The organism is Nocardioides sp. JCM 18998, assembly GCF_055391535.1.
On record NZ_AP043886.1, the window covers coordinates 57,350 to 70,859 of the forward strand.

The 13,510-nt window shown below is 72.1% G+C and carries 15 protein-coding genes and 1 riboswitch; of the genes, 7 read left to right on the plus strand and 8 right to left on the minus strand.

The window, feature by feature from the left end; genetic code table 11:
* Position 1 precedes the first annotated feature (1 nt).
* The 3 genes from ACZ5L9_RS00285 (at position 2) to ACZ5L9_RS00295 (ending at position 1,459) form a co-directional block, all read left to right on the plus strand.
* The gene (locus ACZ5L9_RS00285; RefSeq protein ID WP_464532156.1) at positions 2-643 is read left to right on the plus strand and encodes a response regulator; all 642 of its coding nucleotides are present in this window, start codon (positions 2-4) and stop codon (positions 641-643) included.
* Positions 644-879: 236 nt separating this feature from the next.
* On the plus strand, positions 880-1,119 hold the full coding sequence (locus ACZ5L9_RS00290) for a Flp family type IVb pilin (RefSeq protein WP_464532160.1): 240 nt from the start codon (positions 880-882) through the stop codon (positions 1,117-1,119).
* Positions 1,120-1,261: 142 nt separating this feature from the next.
* Complete coding sequence (locus ACZ5L9_RS00295) at positions 1,262-1,459, plus strand: Flp family type IVb pilin (protein ID WP_464532165.1); 198 nt, start codon at positions 1,262-1,264, stop codon at positions 1,457-1,459.
* A gap of 33 nt (positions 1,460-1,492) precedes the next feature.
* On the opposite strand, the gene ACZ5L9_RS00300 is transcribed toward ACZ5L9_RS00295, so the two are convergent.
* The 4 genes from ACZ5L9_RS00300 to ACZ5L9_RS00315 form a co-directional block, all read right to left on the minus strand.
* Positions 1,493-2,758, minus strand: a complete 1,266-nt coding sequence (locus ACZ5L9_RS00300) for a M48 family metallopeptidase (RefSeq protein WP_464532168.1) — start codon at positions 2,756-2,758, stop codon at positions 1,493-1,495.
* Positions 2,755-4,005: a hypothetical protein gene (locus ACZ5L9_RS00305; protein WP_464532171.1), complete on the minus strand. Its 1,251-nt coding sequence runs from the start codon at positions 4,003-4,005 to the stop codon at positions 2,755-2,757. Before ACZ5L9_RS00305 ends, ACZ5L9_RS00300 begins: the two co-directional genes overlap by 4 nt.
* A 55-nt stretch (positions 4,006-4,060) precedes the next feature.
* Complete coding sequence (locus ACZ5L9_RS00310; protein WP_464532175.1) at positions 4,061-4,981, minus strand: C40 family peptidase; 921 nt, start codon at positions 4,979-4,981, stop codon at positions 4,061-4,063.
* 83 nt (positions 4,982-5,064) lie between these two features.
* Positions 5,065-5,233: riboswitch (cyclic di-AMP (ydaO/yuaA leader) on the minus strand.
* A 153-nt stretch (positions 5,234-5,386) separates the two neighbouring features.
* Complete coding sequence (locus ACZ5L9_RS00315) at positions 5,387-5,593, minus strand: hypothetical protein (RefSeq protein WP_464532179.1); 207 nt, start codon at positions 5,591-5,593, stop codon at positions 5,387-5,389.
* Between the two features lie 167 nt (positions 5,594-5,760).
* Between ACZ5L9_RS00315 and ACZ5L9_RS00320 the strand changes: the two genes are divergently transcribed.
* On the plus strand, positions 5,761-6,714 hold the full coding sequence (locus ACZ5L9_RS00320; protein ID WP_464532183.1) for a phosphatase PAP2 family protein: 954 nt from the start codon (positions 5,761-5,763) through the stop codon (positions 6,712-6,714).
* On the opposite strand, the gene ACZ5L9_RS00325 is transcribed toward ACZ5L9_RS00320, so the two are convergent.
* Positions 6,662-7,924, minus strand: a complete 1,263-nt coding sequence (locus ACZ5L9_RS00325) for an NYN domain-containing protein (RefSeq protein ID WP_464532186.1) — start codon at positions 7,922-7,924, stop codon at positions 6,662-6,664. The genes ACZ5L9_RS00320 and ACZ5L9_RS00325 overlap by 53 nt on opposite strands.
* A gap of 70 nt (positions 7,925-7,994) precedes the next feature.
* Between ACZ5L9_RS00325 and ACZ5L9_RS00330 the strand changes: the two genes are divergently transcribed.
* Both ACZ5L9_RS00330 and ACZ5L9_RS00335 read left to right on the plus strand, forming a co-directional pair.
* A complete protein-coding gene (locus ACZ5L9_RS00330) occupies positions 7,995-9,785 on the plus strand; it encodes a DEDD exonuclease domain-containing protein (protein ID WP_464532189.1) in 1,791 nt (596 codons plus the stop codon).
* A gap of 10 nt (positions 9,786-9,795) precedes the next feature.
* Positions 9,796-10,074, plus strand: coding sequence for an Lrp/AsnC family transcriptional regulator (locus ACZ5L9_RS00335; protein ID WP_464532192.1), 279 nt, complete (start codon positions 9,796-9,798; stop codon positions 10,072-10,074).
* A 37-nt stretch (positions 10,075-10,111) separates the two neighbouring features.
* On the opposite strand, the gene trpD is transcribed toward ACZ5L9_RS00335, so the two are convergent.
* Genes trpD through ACZ5L9_RS00350 form a run of 3 tightly spaced genes read right to left on the minus strand, consistent with a single transcriptional unit; the run spans position 10,112 to position 12,789 of the window.
* Entirely contained in the window at positions 10,112-11,143 is a 1,032-nt protein-coding gene (gene trpD, locus ACZ5L9_RS00340) for an anthranilate phosphoribosyltransferase (RefSeq protein WP_464532195.1), read from the minus strand.
* A 7-nt stretch (positions 11,144-11,150) separates the two neighbouring features.
* Positions 11,151-11,558, minus strand: coding sequence for an Rv3143 family two-component system response regulator (locus ACZ5L9_RS00345; protein ID WP_464532197.1), 408 nt, complete (start codon positions 11,556-11,558; stop codon positions 11,151-11,153).
* A gap of 25 nt (positions 11,559-11,583) precedes the next feature.
* A complete protein-coding gene (locus tag ACZ5L9_RS00350) occupies positions 11,584-12,789 on the minus strand; it encodes a hypothetical protein (protein ID WP_464532199.1) in 1,206 nt (401 codons plus the stop codon).
* Between the two features lie 63 nt (positions 12,790-12,852).
* Here ACZ5L9_RS00350 and ctaE point away from each other — a divergent pair, with 63 nt between their 5' ends.
* Positions 12,853-13,500 carry an aa3-type cytochrome oxidase subunit III gene (ctaE, locus tag ACZ5L9_RS00355; protein WP_464532203.1) on the plus strand — a complete coding sequence of 216 codons (648 nt, stop codon included), beginning with the start codon at positions 12,853-12,855 and terminating at the stop codon, positions 13,498-13,500.
* The last annotated feature ends 10 nt before the right edge of the window (positions 13,501-13,510 follow it).

Below are 13,510 nucleotides of genomic sequence, written 5' to 3' on the forward strand. Positions count from 1 at the left end.
CATGACCAGTGTGCTGTTGGTGGATGACCATGAGCTGATCCGTGAGGGTCTGGCCGGCGTGATCAACCTCGAGGAGGACCTCGATGTCGTGGCCCAGGCGAGCTCGGTCGCCGAGGCTCTGGTGCTCTACGAGCGCATCTCACCCCAGGTCGTGGTCGTCGACCTGCAGCTGCAGGACGGCACCGGCCTCGACATCCTGCGCGCGATCCGGGCGCAGAGCGACCAGACCGGCGTCGTGGTCCTGACGATGCACTCCGGGGACGACCAGATCTTCGCCGCGATGGAGGGCGGAGCCTCCGGCTTCGTCGGCAAGGATGCCCCCAGCCAGGAGGTCGTACGGGCCGCGCGGCACGCCGCCGTCTCCCCGCGATCGTTCGTCTGCTCGGGGCTGATCGGCGCGATGATGCGGCGCCAGAGCAGCGAGTCCACCCGGCTCTCCGAGCGCGAGCACGACGTCCTGCTGCTGCTCGCCGACGGGCTCGGCGCGGCCGCCATCGGCGAGAGGCTCTACCTCTCCGAGTCGACCGCGAAGTCGCACATCGCGCGGATCTACCAGAAGCTCGGCGCCGCCAACCGCGCCCAGGCGCTGGTCACCGCGATGCGGATCGGGCTGCTCTCCAGCATCAAGCGCACCGGCACCTGACCCGGACTCCGGGCCGGACTCTGACCCGGACTCTGGGCCGGACTCTGGGCCGGACTCCGGGCCGGACTCTGGGCCGGACTCCGGGCCGGACTACGGGCCGGACTACGGGGTCCCGCTGCTAGCCCGAAAGGACTAGGACCGTCGGCACCATCGCCCGATCCGCCGCACGCCCCGCTCGGCGACGATGGATGTGTCGGGCGGCACAGCAGCCCCCGGAAACGACCGAGGGGGATCCCATGTTGAGCTACCTGACCGCCATGTTCACGATGCGTCGTCGCGACAACGACCGTGGCGCCTCCGCCGTCGAGTACGGCCTGCTGATCGCCGGCATCGCCGCGGTGATCGTCTCCGTCGTCTTCGTCTTCGGCGGCAAGATCTCGAATGTCTTCAAGGACACTAGCGATTGCATCGGCAGTAGCGGCACCAGTACAACGAGCTGCCACACGACGAGTGGCACGCCGTCCCCCGGCGCCTGACCTTCTCACCCTCGAGGGAACCCCGAGGCGCCGCAGCCCCCGCTGCGGCGCCTCGCCCCCGCCGGAGGCCTGGGAGGGACCTCCGGCGCCAGGACACAGCCACACAGCCACCGAAAGCACCGGAAGTACCGGAAGGAGCCGGATGACCCGGCAGCCACGCCGCACCGACCGCGCCGATCGCGGCGCCTCGGCGGTCGAGTACGCCCTGATCGCGGCCGGCATCGCCGCGCTCATCGTGCTGGTGGTCTACACCTTCGGCGGGCGGGTGAACAACCTGTTCCACAACACCTGCGACACGGTCACCGCCCAGACCGGCCAGACCGGCTGCACCCAGCACTGATCCCGGCTCCCAGACCCTGCGGCAGCCGCAGGCTCAGCGGCCGTCCAGCACCCGGCCCGCCAAGGCGATCCGCTGCAGGGACGTCGGGTGCGAGCCGAAGACGAACTGCGACCAGGTCGGCGGCGTCGGATCGGCCAGCGCGCTGATCGCGAGCCGCTTCTGCAGCGCGACGAAGGACTCCTCGTCCTGGGTCACCTGGAGGGCGGTCACGTCCGCGCGCGTCTCGATCTGCCGGCTGATCGTGTTCTGCACCGGCAGCGACAGCGCCGAGGCGACGGCGAAGAGGGCCAGCAGCAGCGGGACGACCTCCGCCGACCTCGTGGTCAGCACCGTCGAGTCCGCACCGCTCTCGCCGTACCGCCGCCGCGTGAGCGGCCCGATCAGCAGGCCGAGCACGCCGACCGCACCGAAGGCCGCGGCGACGCCCAGCAGGGTGCCGGTCAGCACGTCGTCGTACTTGGCATGGCCGAGCTCGTGCGCGACCACCGACAGCACCTGGCCGCGCGGCAGGTCGTCGATCAGGTTGTCGTAGAGCACGACGCGGCGGGTGGAGCCGAAGCCGGTGACGTACGCGTTGATCTGGGTGGTGCGCCGCGATGCGTCGGCCACCAGGACGTCGTCGAGCCGGACGCCCTCCTCATCGGCGATCTGCATGATCTGGGTGCGCAGATCGCCCTGTGGCAGCGAGGTGAAGTCGCTGAAGAGCGGCTGGACCAGCACGGGGTAGACGAATGAGCCGATCAGCACCAGCGCCGCCAGCACGGTGCCCGCGATCGCCGGCCATGCCCGCGGCCAGCGCCGTGCGATGGCGAGCAGCACGACGACCGCGATCGAGGTGGCCACCACACCGACGAGGGTGTCGATGGCGGCGTTCTGGAGGTAGGCCGCCCAGCTCTGCCGCGACAACCCGTAGTGCCGCTGCTCGCGCTGGATCGCGATGCCGAACGGCAGCGTGGCCAGCCGGCCGATCACGGCCACCAGCAGGACCAGCACGACCGCGCGCAGCCACCACGGCCCGCGCAGGCGTCGCGCGACGGCCCGCCCGAAGCGGCTGAAGCCGAGCAGGCACGCGACCGCCAGGGAGACCAGCAGCGAGCTGCGCCCCAGCCAGCGGACGACGTGGGAGTACGCCGTGGCGCGCTCCAGCTGCTCCGGGGTGAAGACCGTGCGGGCGTCGGGGACCTGGAGCGCGCCACCGGGGTAGGGATGCCACGGCACCAGCACGGCGGCGAGGACGACGAAGGCCACCGCTCCCCCGAGGGCCATGATCAGCGAGAGGCGCCGCACCCAGCTCGTCATCGGGCCAGCTCCGTGAGCTCCTCGCGCCAGCGCGCGGTGAAGGCGGCGACGCCGAGACCGGTGTCGCGGCGCATCGCGGTGTCCAGCGTGGCACCGTCGCGGACGTCGTCGTAGAGCCGCACCAGCGCCGGCTCACCGGCGATCCGCGCGAGCTGACGGCAGGCCAGCCAGGCGGCCTCGTACTCCGCGCCGAAGCTCTCGGACTGGTCGTCGAACTCGGCCGCGCCGGGGAGATGATGCGGGGCGCCGTCGGCGCGGACGTCCGCGATGATCTGGCGGGCGGTGGTGGTGAGCGGGAGCGGGACGTCGCGCAGCGCGACGTAGTCGGCGAAGCCCTCCAACAGCCACGACGGCATGGTGGTGTTGCCGGCCACCGCGGTGGCGGCGTGGGTGGCCTCGTGGCTGAGCACGATCTGGGCGCCCTGGCTGTTGAGACCGCCGATCACCTGCGGATTGACGAGCACGTGCACCGGCCCGGACGCACTGCCGTCGACGGTCGCGGTCACCGCGGCGACCCCGTGGTAGCTGTCGGCCTTCGCGCCCATCATCTGCTCGAGCCCGGACTGGTCGGCCGGGATCTCGAGGACCAGGCCCGGATGCGGCCACGGCAGCACGCGGCGCACGGTCGCGACGGCACGGGTGGCCAGGGTGTCGAAGCGTTCGGCGCGCTGCTGGGCTGCAGCGCCGGAGCCGGCGAGCACCACCATCGTGTCGGCCGTACGCCTGACCTCGACCGGCCCGCTGAGCCAGATCGGCAGCCGGTCCCCGGCGCCGCCGAAGGCGGTGATCTCGACACCGCCCGGGGACGGGGCGAAGGTCACTCCGACGTCCTCGCTCGCGGTCACGGCATCGACGCCACCGAAACGCCAGGTCAGCGCCACGTCGGCGGTCCACGAGCCGTCGGCCGCGACCGCACCGGCGGGGGCGATGTAGCGCGCGGTGAAGTCCTGCACGCGCAGCCGGCCGGCGTTCTCGGCGGCGGTCCGGGCCGCGGTGCCGGGGGCCGCGTCCGAGTGCCCGTCCGCGATCGCCCGCTGCCACGCGGCGAGCGCGGCCGCGGCAGCGGTCGGCTGCTCGGCGGCGGCGTGCTCGGAGCCGTTGGAGGTCGGCACAACGTAGGTGTCGTCGTGCGCATGCCGGATCGACAGGCCGATCACGGCCGCGATCATCACCACCCCGGCGACGATGACGAGCCGCAGACGACTGCGGACCGCCCCTCGTGCTGAGGGGCGGTCCGTGTCAGTCATGGCGCGAGTCAATCAGACCCGTGGTCGCGCGGGTCGAGGAAGGCTCAGGCGGGCGTCAGCCCGGGCGGACGGCGCCGACGTACGGCATGTCGTGCAGGCCGGTGACCTTGACGCCGACGCTCGGGTTCTCGGCGTTCACGATGAGGCCGTTGCCGATGTACATGCCGACGTGGCTGATCGGGCTGTAGTAGAAGACCAGGTCGCCCGGCTGCAGCTCGGACTCCGAGATGTGGCGACCGGAGTTGTACTGCGCGGCCGAGGAGTGCGGCAGCGAGACGCCGGCGGCGCCCCAGGCGCGCATGGTCAGGCCGGAGCAGTCGTAGGCGCTGTCGCCGGCCGCGCCGTAGACGTAGGCCTTGCCGACCTGGGCCATCGCGAAGTCGATCGCGGCAGCGGCACTGCCGCTCGCGCCGATGTCGGAGGCGGAGACGCGGGTGGAGTCACGCGAGAGCAGGGCCTCGCGCTGCTCGGCCTGGAGGCCGTCGAGCACCTTCTTGGCCTCGGCGAGCTTGTCGTCGATCTCGGCCTTGGCCTTCTTGAGGTCGGCCTCGGTCGCGGCGACCTGGTCGGTGCGGCTGGCGGTCGCCTCACGGCGCAGCTCGAGTGCGTTGACCTGGTTGGCGTAGTCGGTGAGCAGGCTGTTCTGGATGCCGTCGTAGGCCGACATCGTGGAGAGCCCGGCGAGGAACGCCTTGGGGTCGTCGCTGGTGACGACCTGGCCGACCGCTGACATGTTCGAGCCCTCGAACTGGCCCAGCACGGAGTCGCGGACCTGGTCGCGCACGCCGCTGAGCTGCTGGCCCTGGTGCTTCTGGTCGGCCTGGAGGTCGACCAGCTCGGCACGGAGCTGCTTGAGGCGCAGGTTGGCGGCGTCGAAGCGCTCGCCGGCGACGTCGGCCTGGCGGTAGAGGTCGTCGACCTTCGCCTGGACGTCCTTGATGGACGGGGCTGCCTGGGCGGGGTTGCTGGGAAGCATCCCGACGACTCCAGCGACGGCGAGCGTCGCAACACCAGCAGCGATGAGTCGGTTCCGGCCGTGGGTCACGAGCGGGCGTTCTCCCTTGTTCTGTCGTACGCCTACCGGGTGAGCTGACGGATTCGGACACGACATGTCCTACCCCTGCTCCTCGTGTCCTGGGTGGACACGCCTCGCGGGAGATTCACCCCAGATGACGGCCAGGCCGTCGATGGTTCCCCGGCTCGCGCCCCGCTCCGGAGAGCGACTCACGACTCAGCGCGGTGCCCGCGCGAATCTGTGTGATCCGCAGCGTCGAGCACCAAGTGCCCTAGACCATAACCGAGGCCGACACGACCGTGCCAATCGCTTGGGGCGGCGTGTTGCGCCTCATTCGTCACAGAGGCCACATCCGGCCCAGCAGCATCAGGCGGACTCCACGATGGGACCCTCCGTCGGCTCGACGAGACGCAGCGGCGGCACCAGCCCGCCGTCGGCGAGGACCTCGAGCGCGCGGCGCTCCTCGTCCCCCATGGTCAGCTCGGGCGGCATGCCGAGCAGCACCGTCACCACGCAGTCGTGGCACTCCAGTCCTCGCACCACGCAGGTGCCGCAGTCGATCGTTGTGCTCATGTCGGGGACGCTCGCAGGGACCCCTGACAGTTTTGCCCCAGCGAGTCGGCCAGTGAGTCGGCCGGCGTGTCGGCCAGTGAGTCGGCCGGCGTGTCGCCCCTTATCGCCCCGTGTCGCGACGGGACCCGGGCGCCCCGGGCTCTTGCGGTGCGGGCCAGACTGTCGCCATGTGGTCCCGGCTCTGGTCTCGGCTGCGGACCCGCCGCGTCCTCGCCGTCGTCGTCTACCTCGCGCTCCTGACCGTCTGGAGCGTGACCATCGGCGTGCCGTCCGACCCGCTCGCGCTGTTCCTCTGGCTGTGGGGTGGGGCGATCGCCTGCCGCGTCGACGCGCCGGTCCGCTCCCACCTGGGCTTCGCCCGGGACTGGGCCCTGCCCGTCCTCTTCCTGCTTGCCTACACCTACAGCTACGGCCTGGTCTACCTGCTCGGCCTGCCGGTGCACTTCGAGCCGGCCATCGAGGTGGACCGCTGGCTGGGCGGCGGCGAGATCCTCGCCCAGCGCCTGCAGTACGGGATCTGCGGCGGGCCCTGCGGACCTCAGGGCGGCACGTGGATGGACACGGTGCTGACCACGACGTACCTGTCCCACTTCATCACCGCGTGGGTGCTGGCGTGGGTGCTGTGGATGCGCGACCGGCCGGTGTGGAAGCAGTGGATGACCCGCTTCGTCGCCCTCAACCTGACCGGGCTGGTCGGCTACGTGGTCTTCCCGATGGCGCCGCCGTGGATGGCCTCGCGCGACGGGCTGCTCTCCTCGCCCATCCTGGCGGCGCCGACCCGGGGCTGGTCCGGCTTCGGGCTGCGCCTCACCCGGATCCTCGACGGGCCGCTGACCAACCCGGTCGCCGCGATGCCCTCCCTGCACGCCGCCACCGCGATGCTGGTCGCGCTGTTCGCGATCAGCCGGGGCACCCGCTGGTGGCGCTGGCTCGCGCTGGCCTACCCGGCGCTGATGTGCTTCACGCTGCTCCTCTACGGCGAGCACTACGTGCTCGACGAGGCCGTCGGCATCCTGCTGGCGCTCGGCGTGCACGTCACCGTCGGCTACCTGGAGCGGCGACCAGCGCTCAGCGCACCGCCTGCAGCAGCAGAGCTGCCGGCACCGGCCGACCTCCGCTGAGCGCGACGTCGCGCGCGACCGCCCGGTCGTCGCTGACCACCAGCAGCACCCGTCCGCTCGGCTCGGCGGCCACGAGGTCCCGGATGACGTCGTCGGCGATCACCCCGGGCGGGCTGAAGACCACCCGGACCCCGCGCGGCGCGCCGGCGACGTGGCGTGCCGCCGCCCCCGGGACCGTCGCCGCGTCGAAGACGACCGTCGTCTCCGCACCGGTACGCGCGACCAGCGGCGCGAGCGCCTGCATCAGCCGGATCCGCTGAGCGTCCAGGGCCGAGGTCGGCCAGGCCTGCTTGGTGACGTTGTAGCCGTCGATGATCAGCCGGACCCGCGGCATGGCCAGGTAGCCCTCGAGCTCGCCGATGCTCGCCACCGTCCGGGCGCGTCCCGTCTCCGGCGGCTCGGTGACGGCGTAGCCGGCCTCGACGCCCTCACCCGGCGTGCCGCCGGTCTGCGGCAGTGCCAGCTCACGCTGCAGTCCCGAGGTGGCCTCCAGGAGGGTGTCGAGCAGCAGGCGGGCCCGTACGGTCGCGGCGTCCCGCTCGCTGCGGGCGGCGCGGCGGCCCTCGCCGGCCTCGGCCTCGAGCTGGGTGACCCGGGCGCGGAGCTGACGCACCTCGCGGGCGAGCGACTCCGCGCTCGCCTCCGCCTCGGCCTGGGCCGCCCGAGCCGCGGCGATCGACTCCTCGACCCCCGCCAGGGCGCCCCGGCTGCTGGCGCGGGCCTCACCGAGCCGGCGCCGCAGCAGGTTGTTCTCCTGCTTGGCGCTCTCCGCGTCCGTACGCCGGCGCTCGCGGACCTCCTGGAGCTCCGCCTCGAGCCGGTCGACCCGCAGCTGGAGGCGGGCGGCGTCCTGCTCGGCAGCCGCGGGACGGGCCTGGAGCGCGGCGATCCCCGTCTCCACCTGCTCGGACCAGCCGTCGGGCCGGGTCAGCCAGGCGTACCCGGCCGCCTCGGCGGGATCCGTCCCGGCGGGCACCGCGGCGGCACGCAGCTGGGCGCCGACCCGCTCGCGCAGGCCGCCCTCGTCCTCCGCGTCCTGATCGAGCGCGGCCAGGATCGTGGTGCCGCCGCTCTTGGCGCGGCGCGCGGGTGTGAACGCCGCGACGCGGCGCAGCGGGGCCGGCAGGTCGGGCACCTGGGGCAGCACGGCCGCGGCCAGCGCGGCGATCCGGGCGCGCACCGGCTCCGGGAGGTCTGCCAGGGTGGTCACCGCAGAAGGATAGGCGGCGCCCGCGCGTGCCCTCCCCGAATTGTCGGTGGCCCCGTCTACGGTCACCGACATGAGCACCGCAGCACCGGCACCGCCCCGATCGTCGAGCGCGTGGGAGACCCAGCGCAGCTTCGACGAGCTGGGCCGCCCGCTGCGCGACATCACCTTCTGCGTGGTGGACCTGGAGACGACCGGCGGATCCGCCGAGGGCGGCTCGATGATCACCGAGATCGGCGCGGTCAAGGTCAGCGGGGGCGAGATCCTGGGCGAGTTCCAGACGCTGGTCAACCCGCACACCGCGATCCCTCCGTTCATCGCGGTCCTGACCGGCATCAGCAACACGATGGTCGCGGACGCTCCGGGGATCGAGTCGGCGCTGCCGGCGTTCCTGGAGTTTGCCCAGGGCTGCGTGCTGGTCGCCCACAACGCGCCGTTCGACGTCGGCTTCCTCAAGCACTTCGCGGGCGCGCAGGGCCGCCCCTGGCCCGCCTTCGAGGTGGTCGACACCGCCAAGCTGGCCCGTCGCGTGATCACCCGCGACGACGCGCCCAACTGCAAGCTCTCCTCGCTGGCCCGGCTCTTCCACGCCGGCACCGAGCCCAACCACCGGGCCCTCTCCGACGCCCGGGCGACCGTCGACGTGCTGCACGGGCTGATGGAGCGGCTCGGCGGGCTCGGCGTGCACACCCTCGAGGAGCTGCAGACCTTCTCCGCCCGGGTCTCGACCGCCCAGCGCAAGAAGCGTCACCTGGCCGAGACGCTGCCGCACGCCCCGGGGGTCTACCTGTTCCGCGACGACCGCGAGCGCGTCCTCTACGTCGGCACCAGCCGCGACCTCCGCACCCGGGTCCGGTCCTACTTCACCGCCTCCGAGACCCGCTCCCGGATGGGCGAGATGGTGGGGCTGGCTAGCACGGTCACCGGCATCGAGTGCGCCACCACCCTGGAGGCCCAGATCCGCGAGCTGCGCCTGATCGCCGAGCACAAGCCGCGCTACAACCGGCGCTCGCGGTTCCCCGAGAAGATGCACTTCGTCAAGCTCACTCGCGAGCCGTGGCCGCGGCTCTCCCTGGTCAAGCGCGTCCTCGACGACGAGGCCGACTATCTCGGCCCCTTCTCCTCGAAGAGGGTCGCTGAGAAGGCGCTGCAGGTGCTGCACGACACCTTCCCGGTGCGGCAGTGCTCCGATCGGCTCGCCCGCAAGGCCTCCCGGACGCCCTGCGTCCTGGCCGAGATGGGTCGCTGCCTCTCCCCCTGCGACGGCAGCGCCGACGAGGAGGCCTACGACACCGTCGTGCGCCAGCTCCGCGACACGCTGCTGCGCCGCCCCGACGAGGTGATCGACGCCGTCACCGAGCGGATGACCATCCTCGCCGCGGCCGAGCGCTTCGAGGAGGCGGGCATCCACCGCGACCGGCTCGCCGCCTTCCTGCGCGCCGCCTCGCGCACCCAGCGGCTCTCCGCCCTCTCCCGCTGCGCCGAGGTGGTCGCGGGCCGACGGCGCGATGACGGCCGCTGGGAGGTGCACGTGGTCCGCCGCGGACGGCTGGCCGCGGCCGGCACGATGCCGCCCGGTGGCGACGCCCACGCCTACGTCGAGCAGCTGCGGGCCTCCGCCGAGACCGTCCTGCCCGCGCCCGGCCCGGTGCCCGCCGCCAGCGCCGAGGAGAGCGAGCTGGTGCTGCGCTGGCTGGAGTCCGCCGGGATCCGGCTGATCGACATCGACGGCGAGTGGACCTGCCCGGTCGCGGGCGCGACCCGCCATCTCGCTGTCCACGATGCGGTGGAGGAGTCACGCCGCACCCTGGTCCCGTTCGACGAGCGTCGCGACATCACGCCCGTCCATCAACCGGCGCGGTAACGTGCGGTCCGTGATCACCGCCATCGTCCACGTCTCCGCCGAGGTCTCCCAGATCCCCGAGGTCGCCACCGCGATCGCGGCCATCGACGGCGTCAGCGAGGTCTACTCCGTCACCGGGCCGATCGACCTGATCGTGCTGGTCCGGGTGCGCACCCACGACGACATCGCCGCGGTGGTCGCCGATCGGATCAACAAGGTCCCCGGTGTGCTCGACACCGAGACCCACATCGCCTTCCGGACCTACTCGCGCCACGACCTCGAGGCGGCGTTCTCACTCGGCCTCGACTGACCCGCGGTCGCCGCCGCGAGTCGGCGGCCCCGCGAGCTCAGCGGGACGAGCCGGCGATCCAGCGCTCCAGCGCGCCCGCCGCCGCACCCGAGTCGATCGCCGCAGCGGCGCGCTCGACTCCCGCGGCGAGCCGGTCCTCGACGCCGCCCTCGGCGTCGTCGTAGACCGCCAGCGCGGCACCGGCGTTGAGCACGACCGCGTCGCGGACCGGGCCGGCCTGGCCGGCCAGCATCCGCCGTACGACGTCGGCGTTGTGCTCGGCGTCGCCACCGCGCAGGTCCTCGGCGCTCGAGCGGGCGATCCCGAGCCGGGTCGGGTCGACCGGGTGCTCGCTCACGATGCCCCCGCGCACGGCCCACAGGGCAGACGTGGTGGTGGTGGTGAGCTCGTCGAGTCCGTCGTCACCGCGGAAGACCCAGGCGTCGGTGCCACGGGCCGCGAAGACGCCCGCCATCACCGGTGCCATCCGCGGGTCGGCACAGCCGATGGCACTGGCGCCCGCGCCGGCGGGGTTGGACAGCGGACCGAGGAAGTTGAAGGTCGTCCCGATGCCGAGCTCGCGCCGGGTGACGGCGGCGTGCCGCATCGCCGGGTGGAAGACGGCCGAGAAGAGGAACGTGATCCCGGCCTCCTCGGCGAGGGCGGCGACCCGGTCGACCGGGAGGTCGAGCCGGATGCCGAGCGCCTCGAGCACGTCGGCGGAGCCGGATGTGGAGGAAGCCGAGCGGTTGCCGTGCTTGACGACCTTCGCGCCGGCGCCGGCCGCGACGATCGCCGACATGGTGGAGATGTTGACCGACATGGAGCGGTCACCGCCGGTGCCGACGATGTCGAGCAGCCGGCCCGGGATGGAGATCGGGGTGGCGTGCTCGAACATCGCCGAGACGAGGCCGGTGAGCTCCTCGGAGGTCTCGCCCTTGGCGCGCAGCGCCACGGCGAAGCCGGCGACCTGCGAGGGGGACGCCTCGCCGGCGAGGATCTCGCCCATCGCCCAGGCGGTCTGCGCGGAGGTCAGATCGGTGCGCGCGACGAGGGACCCGAGCACGTCGGGCCAGGTGATGCTGCTCATCGGGCGCTCAGGCGGGGACGGCGGCGCTGAGCAGCAGACCGGTGACGGTCTCGGCCAGCACGAGCGGGTCCATCGGCTGCGGCACGGCGGCGTCGGCGCGCGACCAGGTCGCCAGCCAGGCGTCCTGCGGCCGCCCGGTGAGCACGACGATCGGCGGACAGTCCGCGATCTCGTCCTTCATCTGCTTGGCGATGCCGATCCCGCCGGCGGGGACGGCCTCGCCGTCGAGGATCGCCAGGTCGATCGTGCCCGCGTCGAAGTTCTGCACCACGATCGGCTCGGTGGCCACCTCGACGTACTCGACCTCGGGGAGGTCGGGGTGCGGTCGCCGGCCGAGGGCGAGGATCGCCTGCTTCCGGACGTTGACGTCGTCGCTGTAGACGAGCACCTTGAGCGGCTTCGTGGAGGCGGTCACGGGCCGGACTCTACTCGCGGATCCGTCACGGCGGGAGCATCGATCCGGCCGTCGGGATGAGGTAGTGCCCGACCCACCCGACCTGCATCCGGATCCCGAGCGCGAGGACCACCGCGAAGACCAGCGCCTGCACCCCTCTGCGCGATCCGGCCGGGGCGAGCGCCGGCAGCGGCAGCCACGGGATCGCGACGAGCAGCATGTAGCGCTCGATGGAGGTCGTCGGCCGCAGCGCCAGCATGAGGTAGAGCGCATAGCCCAGCGCCCACAGCCGTAGCTCGACCGGCCAGGCCCGCGCGGCGGGCACCACGACGGTCACCAGCAGCACCAGCAGGACGAGGATCGCCGTGACGGCGGTGCTGCCGCTGCCGTCGTAGGTGCCGCCGAAGAACCAGCCCAGGTAGCCCTGCTTCACGTCCAGCTGATTGCCCCAGGCCCGCTGGGTGGCGAAGTACGCGTCGTGACGGCCGGTCACGATCGCCGCGATCGCCGGCCACAGCAGTACGAGCGCACCGGAGGCGACGACCAGGCAGCTCATCCAGACGCGCTGGCGCAGCGTCGAGGCCCGCCAGCGCAGCAGCGCGTGGCAGACCAGGAGCGGCGCGGCCGCGATCACGATCGGCCGGGTGAGCGCCAGCGCCAGCAAGATGAGCAGCGCGACGTCGTACGAGCGCCGGGTGAGCGCCCGGACGAGCAGCACGATCAGCAGCAGCGCCAGCCCCTCGGTGTAGGCGGTCTGCAGGATCGGCGCGGACGGCAGCGCGCACAGGCCGAGAACGGTCATCACCGCGGCGAACCGGCCACCCTTGAACCCGGAGGTCCCGTCGATCACCATCCGGTAGAGCAGCACCATCGCCGCCCCGGCGCAGGCGAGACTCACCAACGACGCCGCCGGCGCGAAGCCCAGCGGCGTGACGATCATCACCGCCCGTACGATCGCCGGGTAGAGGGGGTAGAACGCCCATGCCGTCTGCGGCACCGGACCGGTCGCGGGCAGATCCCGCGGGTAGCCGTGCCGGGCGACCGTCTCGTACCACTGCCCGTCCCAGTTGCTCAGCACCGGGAAGTAGCCGGGATCCGCCGGCTTGGGCGTCTCCACGTGGATCCCGTAGGAGCCGTCCATCGCGATCTGCTGATGCGACGCGTGGGCGATGACGGCCACGTCGATCAGCCGCGTCATGACGAAGATTCCGAGGGGGGCCAGCCACCACGGCAGCCGGTCGATGAGCCTCACGGGACTGAAAACTATCCCCAAGTAAGGGGGTCGGGGTGCCCTCATGGATCGGACACCGACATAATGGCGCCCGTGGCGACAGTTTCGACTCTTCCGGCCTCCCGTCTGCACGGGCAGCACGACCGGCCCAGCATGGTCAGCGTGGGCACGATCATCTGGCTCTCCAGCGAGCTGATGTTCTTCGCGGCCCTTTTCGCGGCCTACTACACGATCCGTGCGGTCAGCCCGGACCTGTGGGCGCAGGAGACCCCGCACCTCAACGTCCCGTTCGCGTCGGTGAACACCACGATCCTGGTGCTCTCCTCCTTCACCTGCCAGTGGGGCGTGTTCGCCGCCGAGCGCGGCCAGGTGGGACGCAAGGGCTCGCTGCTCCAGATCAACAAGTGGGGCCTGCGCGAGTGGTTCGTGCTCACCTTCATCATGGGCGCGATCTTCGTGGCCGGTCAGGCGACCGAGTACGCGAGCCTCATCCACGAGGGCATCACGATGCCGAGCTCCGGCTACGGCACCGTCTTCTACCTGACCACCGGCTTCCACGGCATCCACGTGTCCGGCGGTCTGGTCGCGTTCCTCTTCGTGATCGCGAGCACGTTCGTGGCTCGTCGCTTCACCCATGAGCAGGCGGTTCGTGCCATCGTCGTGTCGTACTACTGGCACTTCGTCGACGTCGTGTGGATCGGTCTGTTCGCGACCATCTACCTCATCAAGTAGCCCGCCTGCC

What these genes read in the sequence shown, in the direction of transcription:
- ACZ5L9_RS00285 (WP_464532156.1), top strand. Translation starts at nt 2, where the DNA reads ATGACCAGTGTGCTGTTGGTGGATGACCATGAGCTGATCCGTGAGGGT.
- ACZ5L9_RS00290 (WP_464532160.1), top strand. Translation starts at nt 880, where the DNA reads ATGTTGAGCTACCTGACCGCCATGTTCACGATGCGTCGTCGCGACAAC.
- ACZ5L9_RS00295 (WP_464532165.1), top strand. Translation starts at nt 1,262, where the DNA reads ATGACCCGGCAGCCACGCCGCACCGACCGCGCCGATCGCGGCGCCTCG.
- ACZ5L9_RS00300 (WP_464532168.1), bottom strand. Translation starts at nt 2,758, where the DNA reads ATGACGAGCTGGGTGCGGCGCCTCTCGCTGATCATGGCCCTCGGGGGA.
- ACZ5L9_RS00305 (WP_464532171.1), bottom strand. Translation starts at nt 4,005, where the DNA reads ATGACTGACACGGACCGCCCCTCAGCACGAGGGGCGGTCCGCAGTCGT.
- ACZ5L9_RS00310 (WP_464532175.1), bottom strand. Translation starts at nt 4,981, where the DNA reads ATGCTTCCCAGCAACCCCGCCCAGGCAGCCCCGTCCATCAAGGACGTC.
- ACZ5L9_RS00315 (WP_464532179.1), bottom strand. Translation starts at nt 5,593, where the DNA reads ATGAGCACAACGATCGACTGCGGCACCTGCGTGGTGCGAGGACTGGAG.
- ACZ5L9_RS00320 (WP_464532183.1), top strand. Translation starts at nt 5,761, where the DNA reads ATGTGGTCCCGGCTCTGGTCTCGGCTGCGGACCCGCCGCGTCCTCGCC.
- ACZ5L9_RS00330 (WP_464532189.1), top strand. Translation starts at nt 7,995, where the DNA reads ATGAGCACCGCAGCACCGGCACCGCCCCGATCGTCGAGCGCGTGGGAG.
- trpD (WP_464532195.1), bottom strand. Translation starts at nt 11,143, where the DNA reads ATGAGCAGCATCACCTGGCCCGACGTGCTCGGGTCCCTCGTCGCGCGC.
- ctaE (WP_464532203.1), top strand. Translation starts at nt 12,853, where the DNA reads ATGGCGCCCGTGGCGACAGTTTCGACTCTTCCGGCCTCCCGTCTGCAC.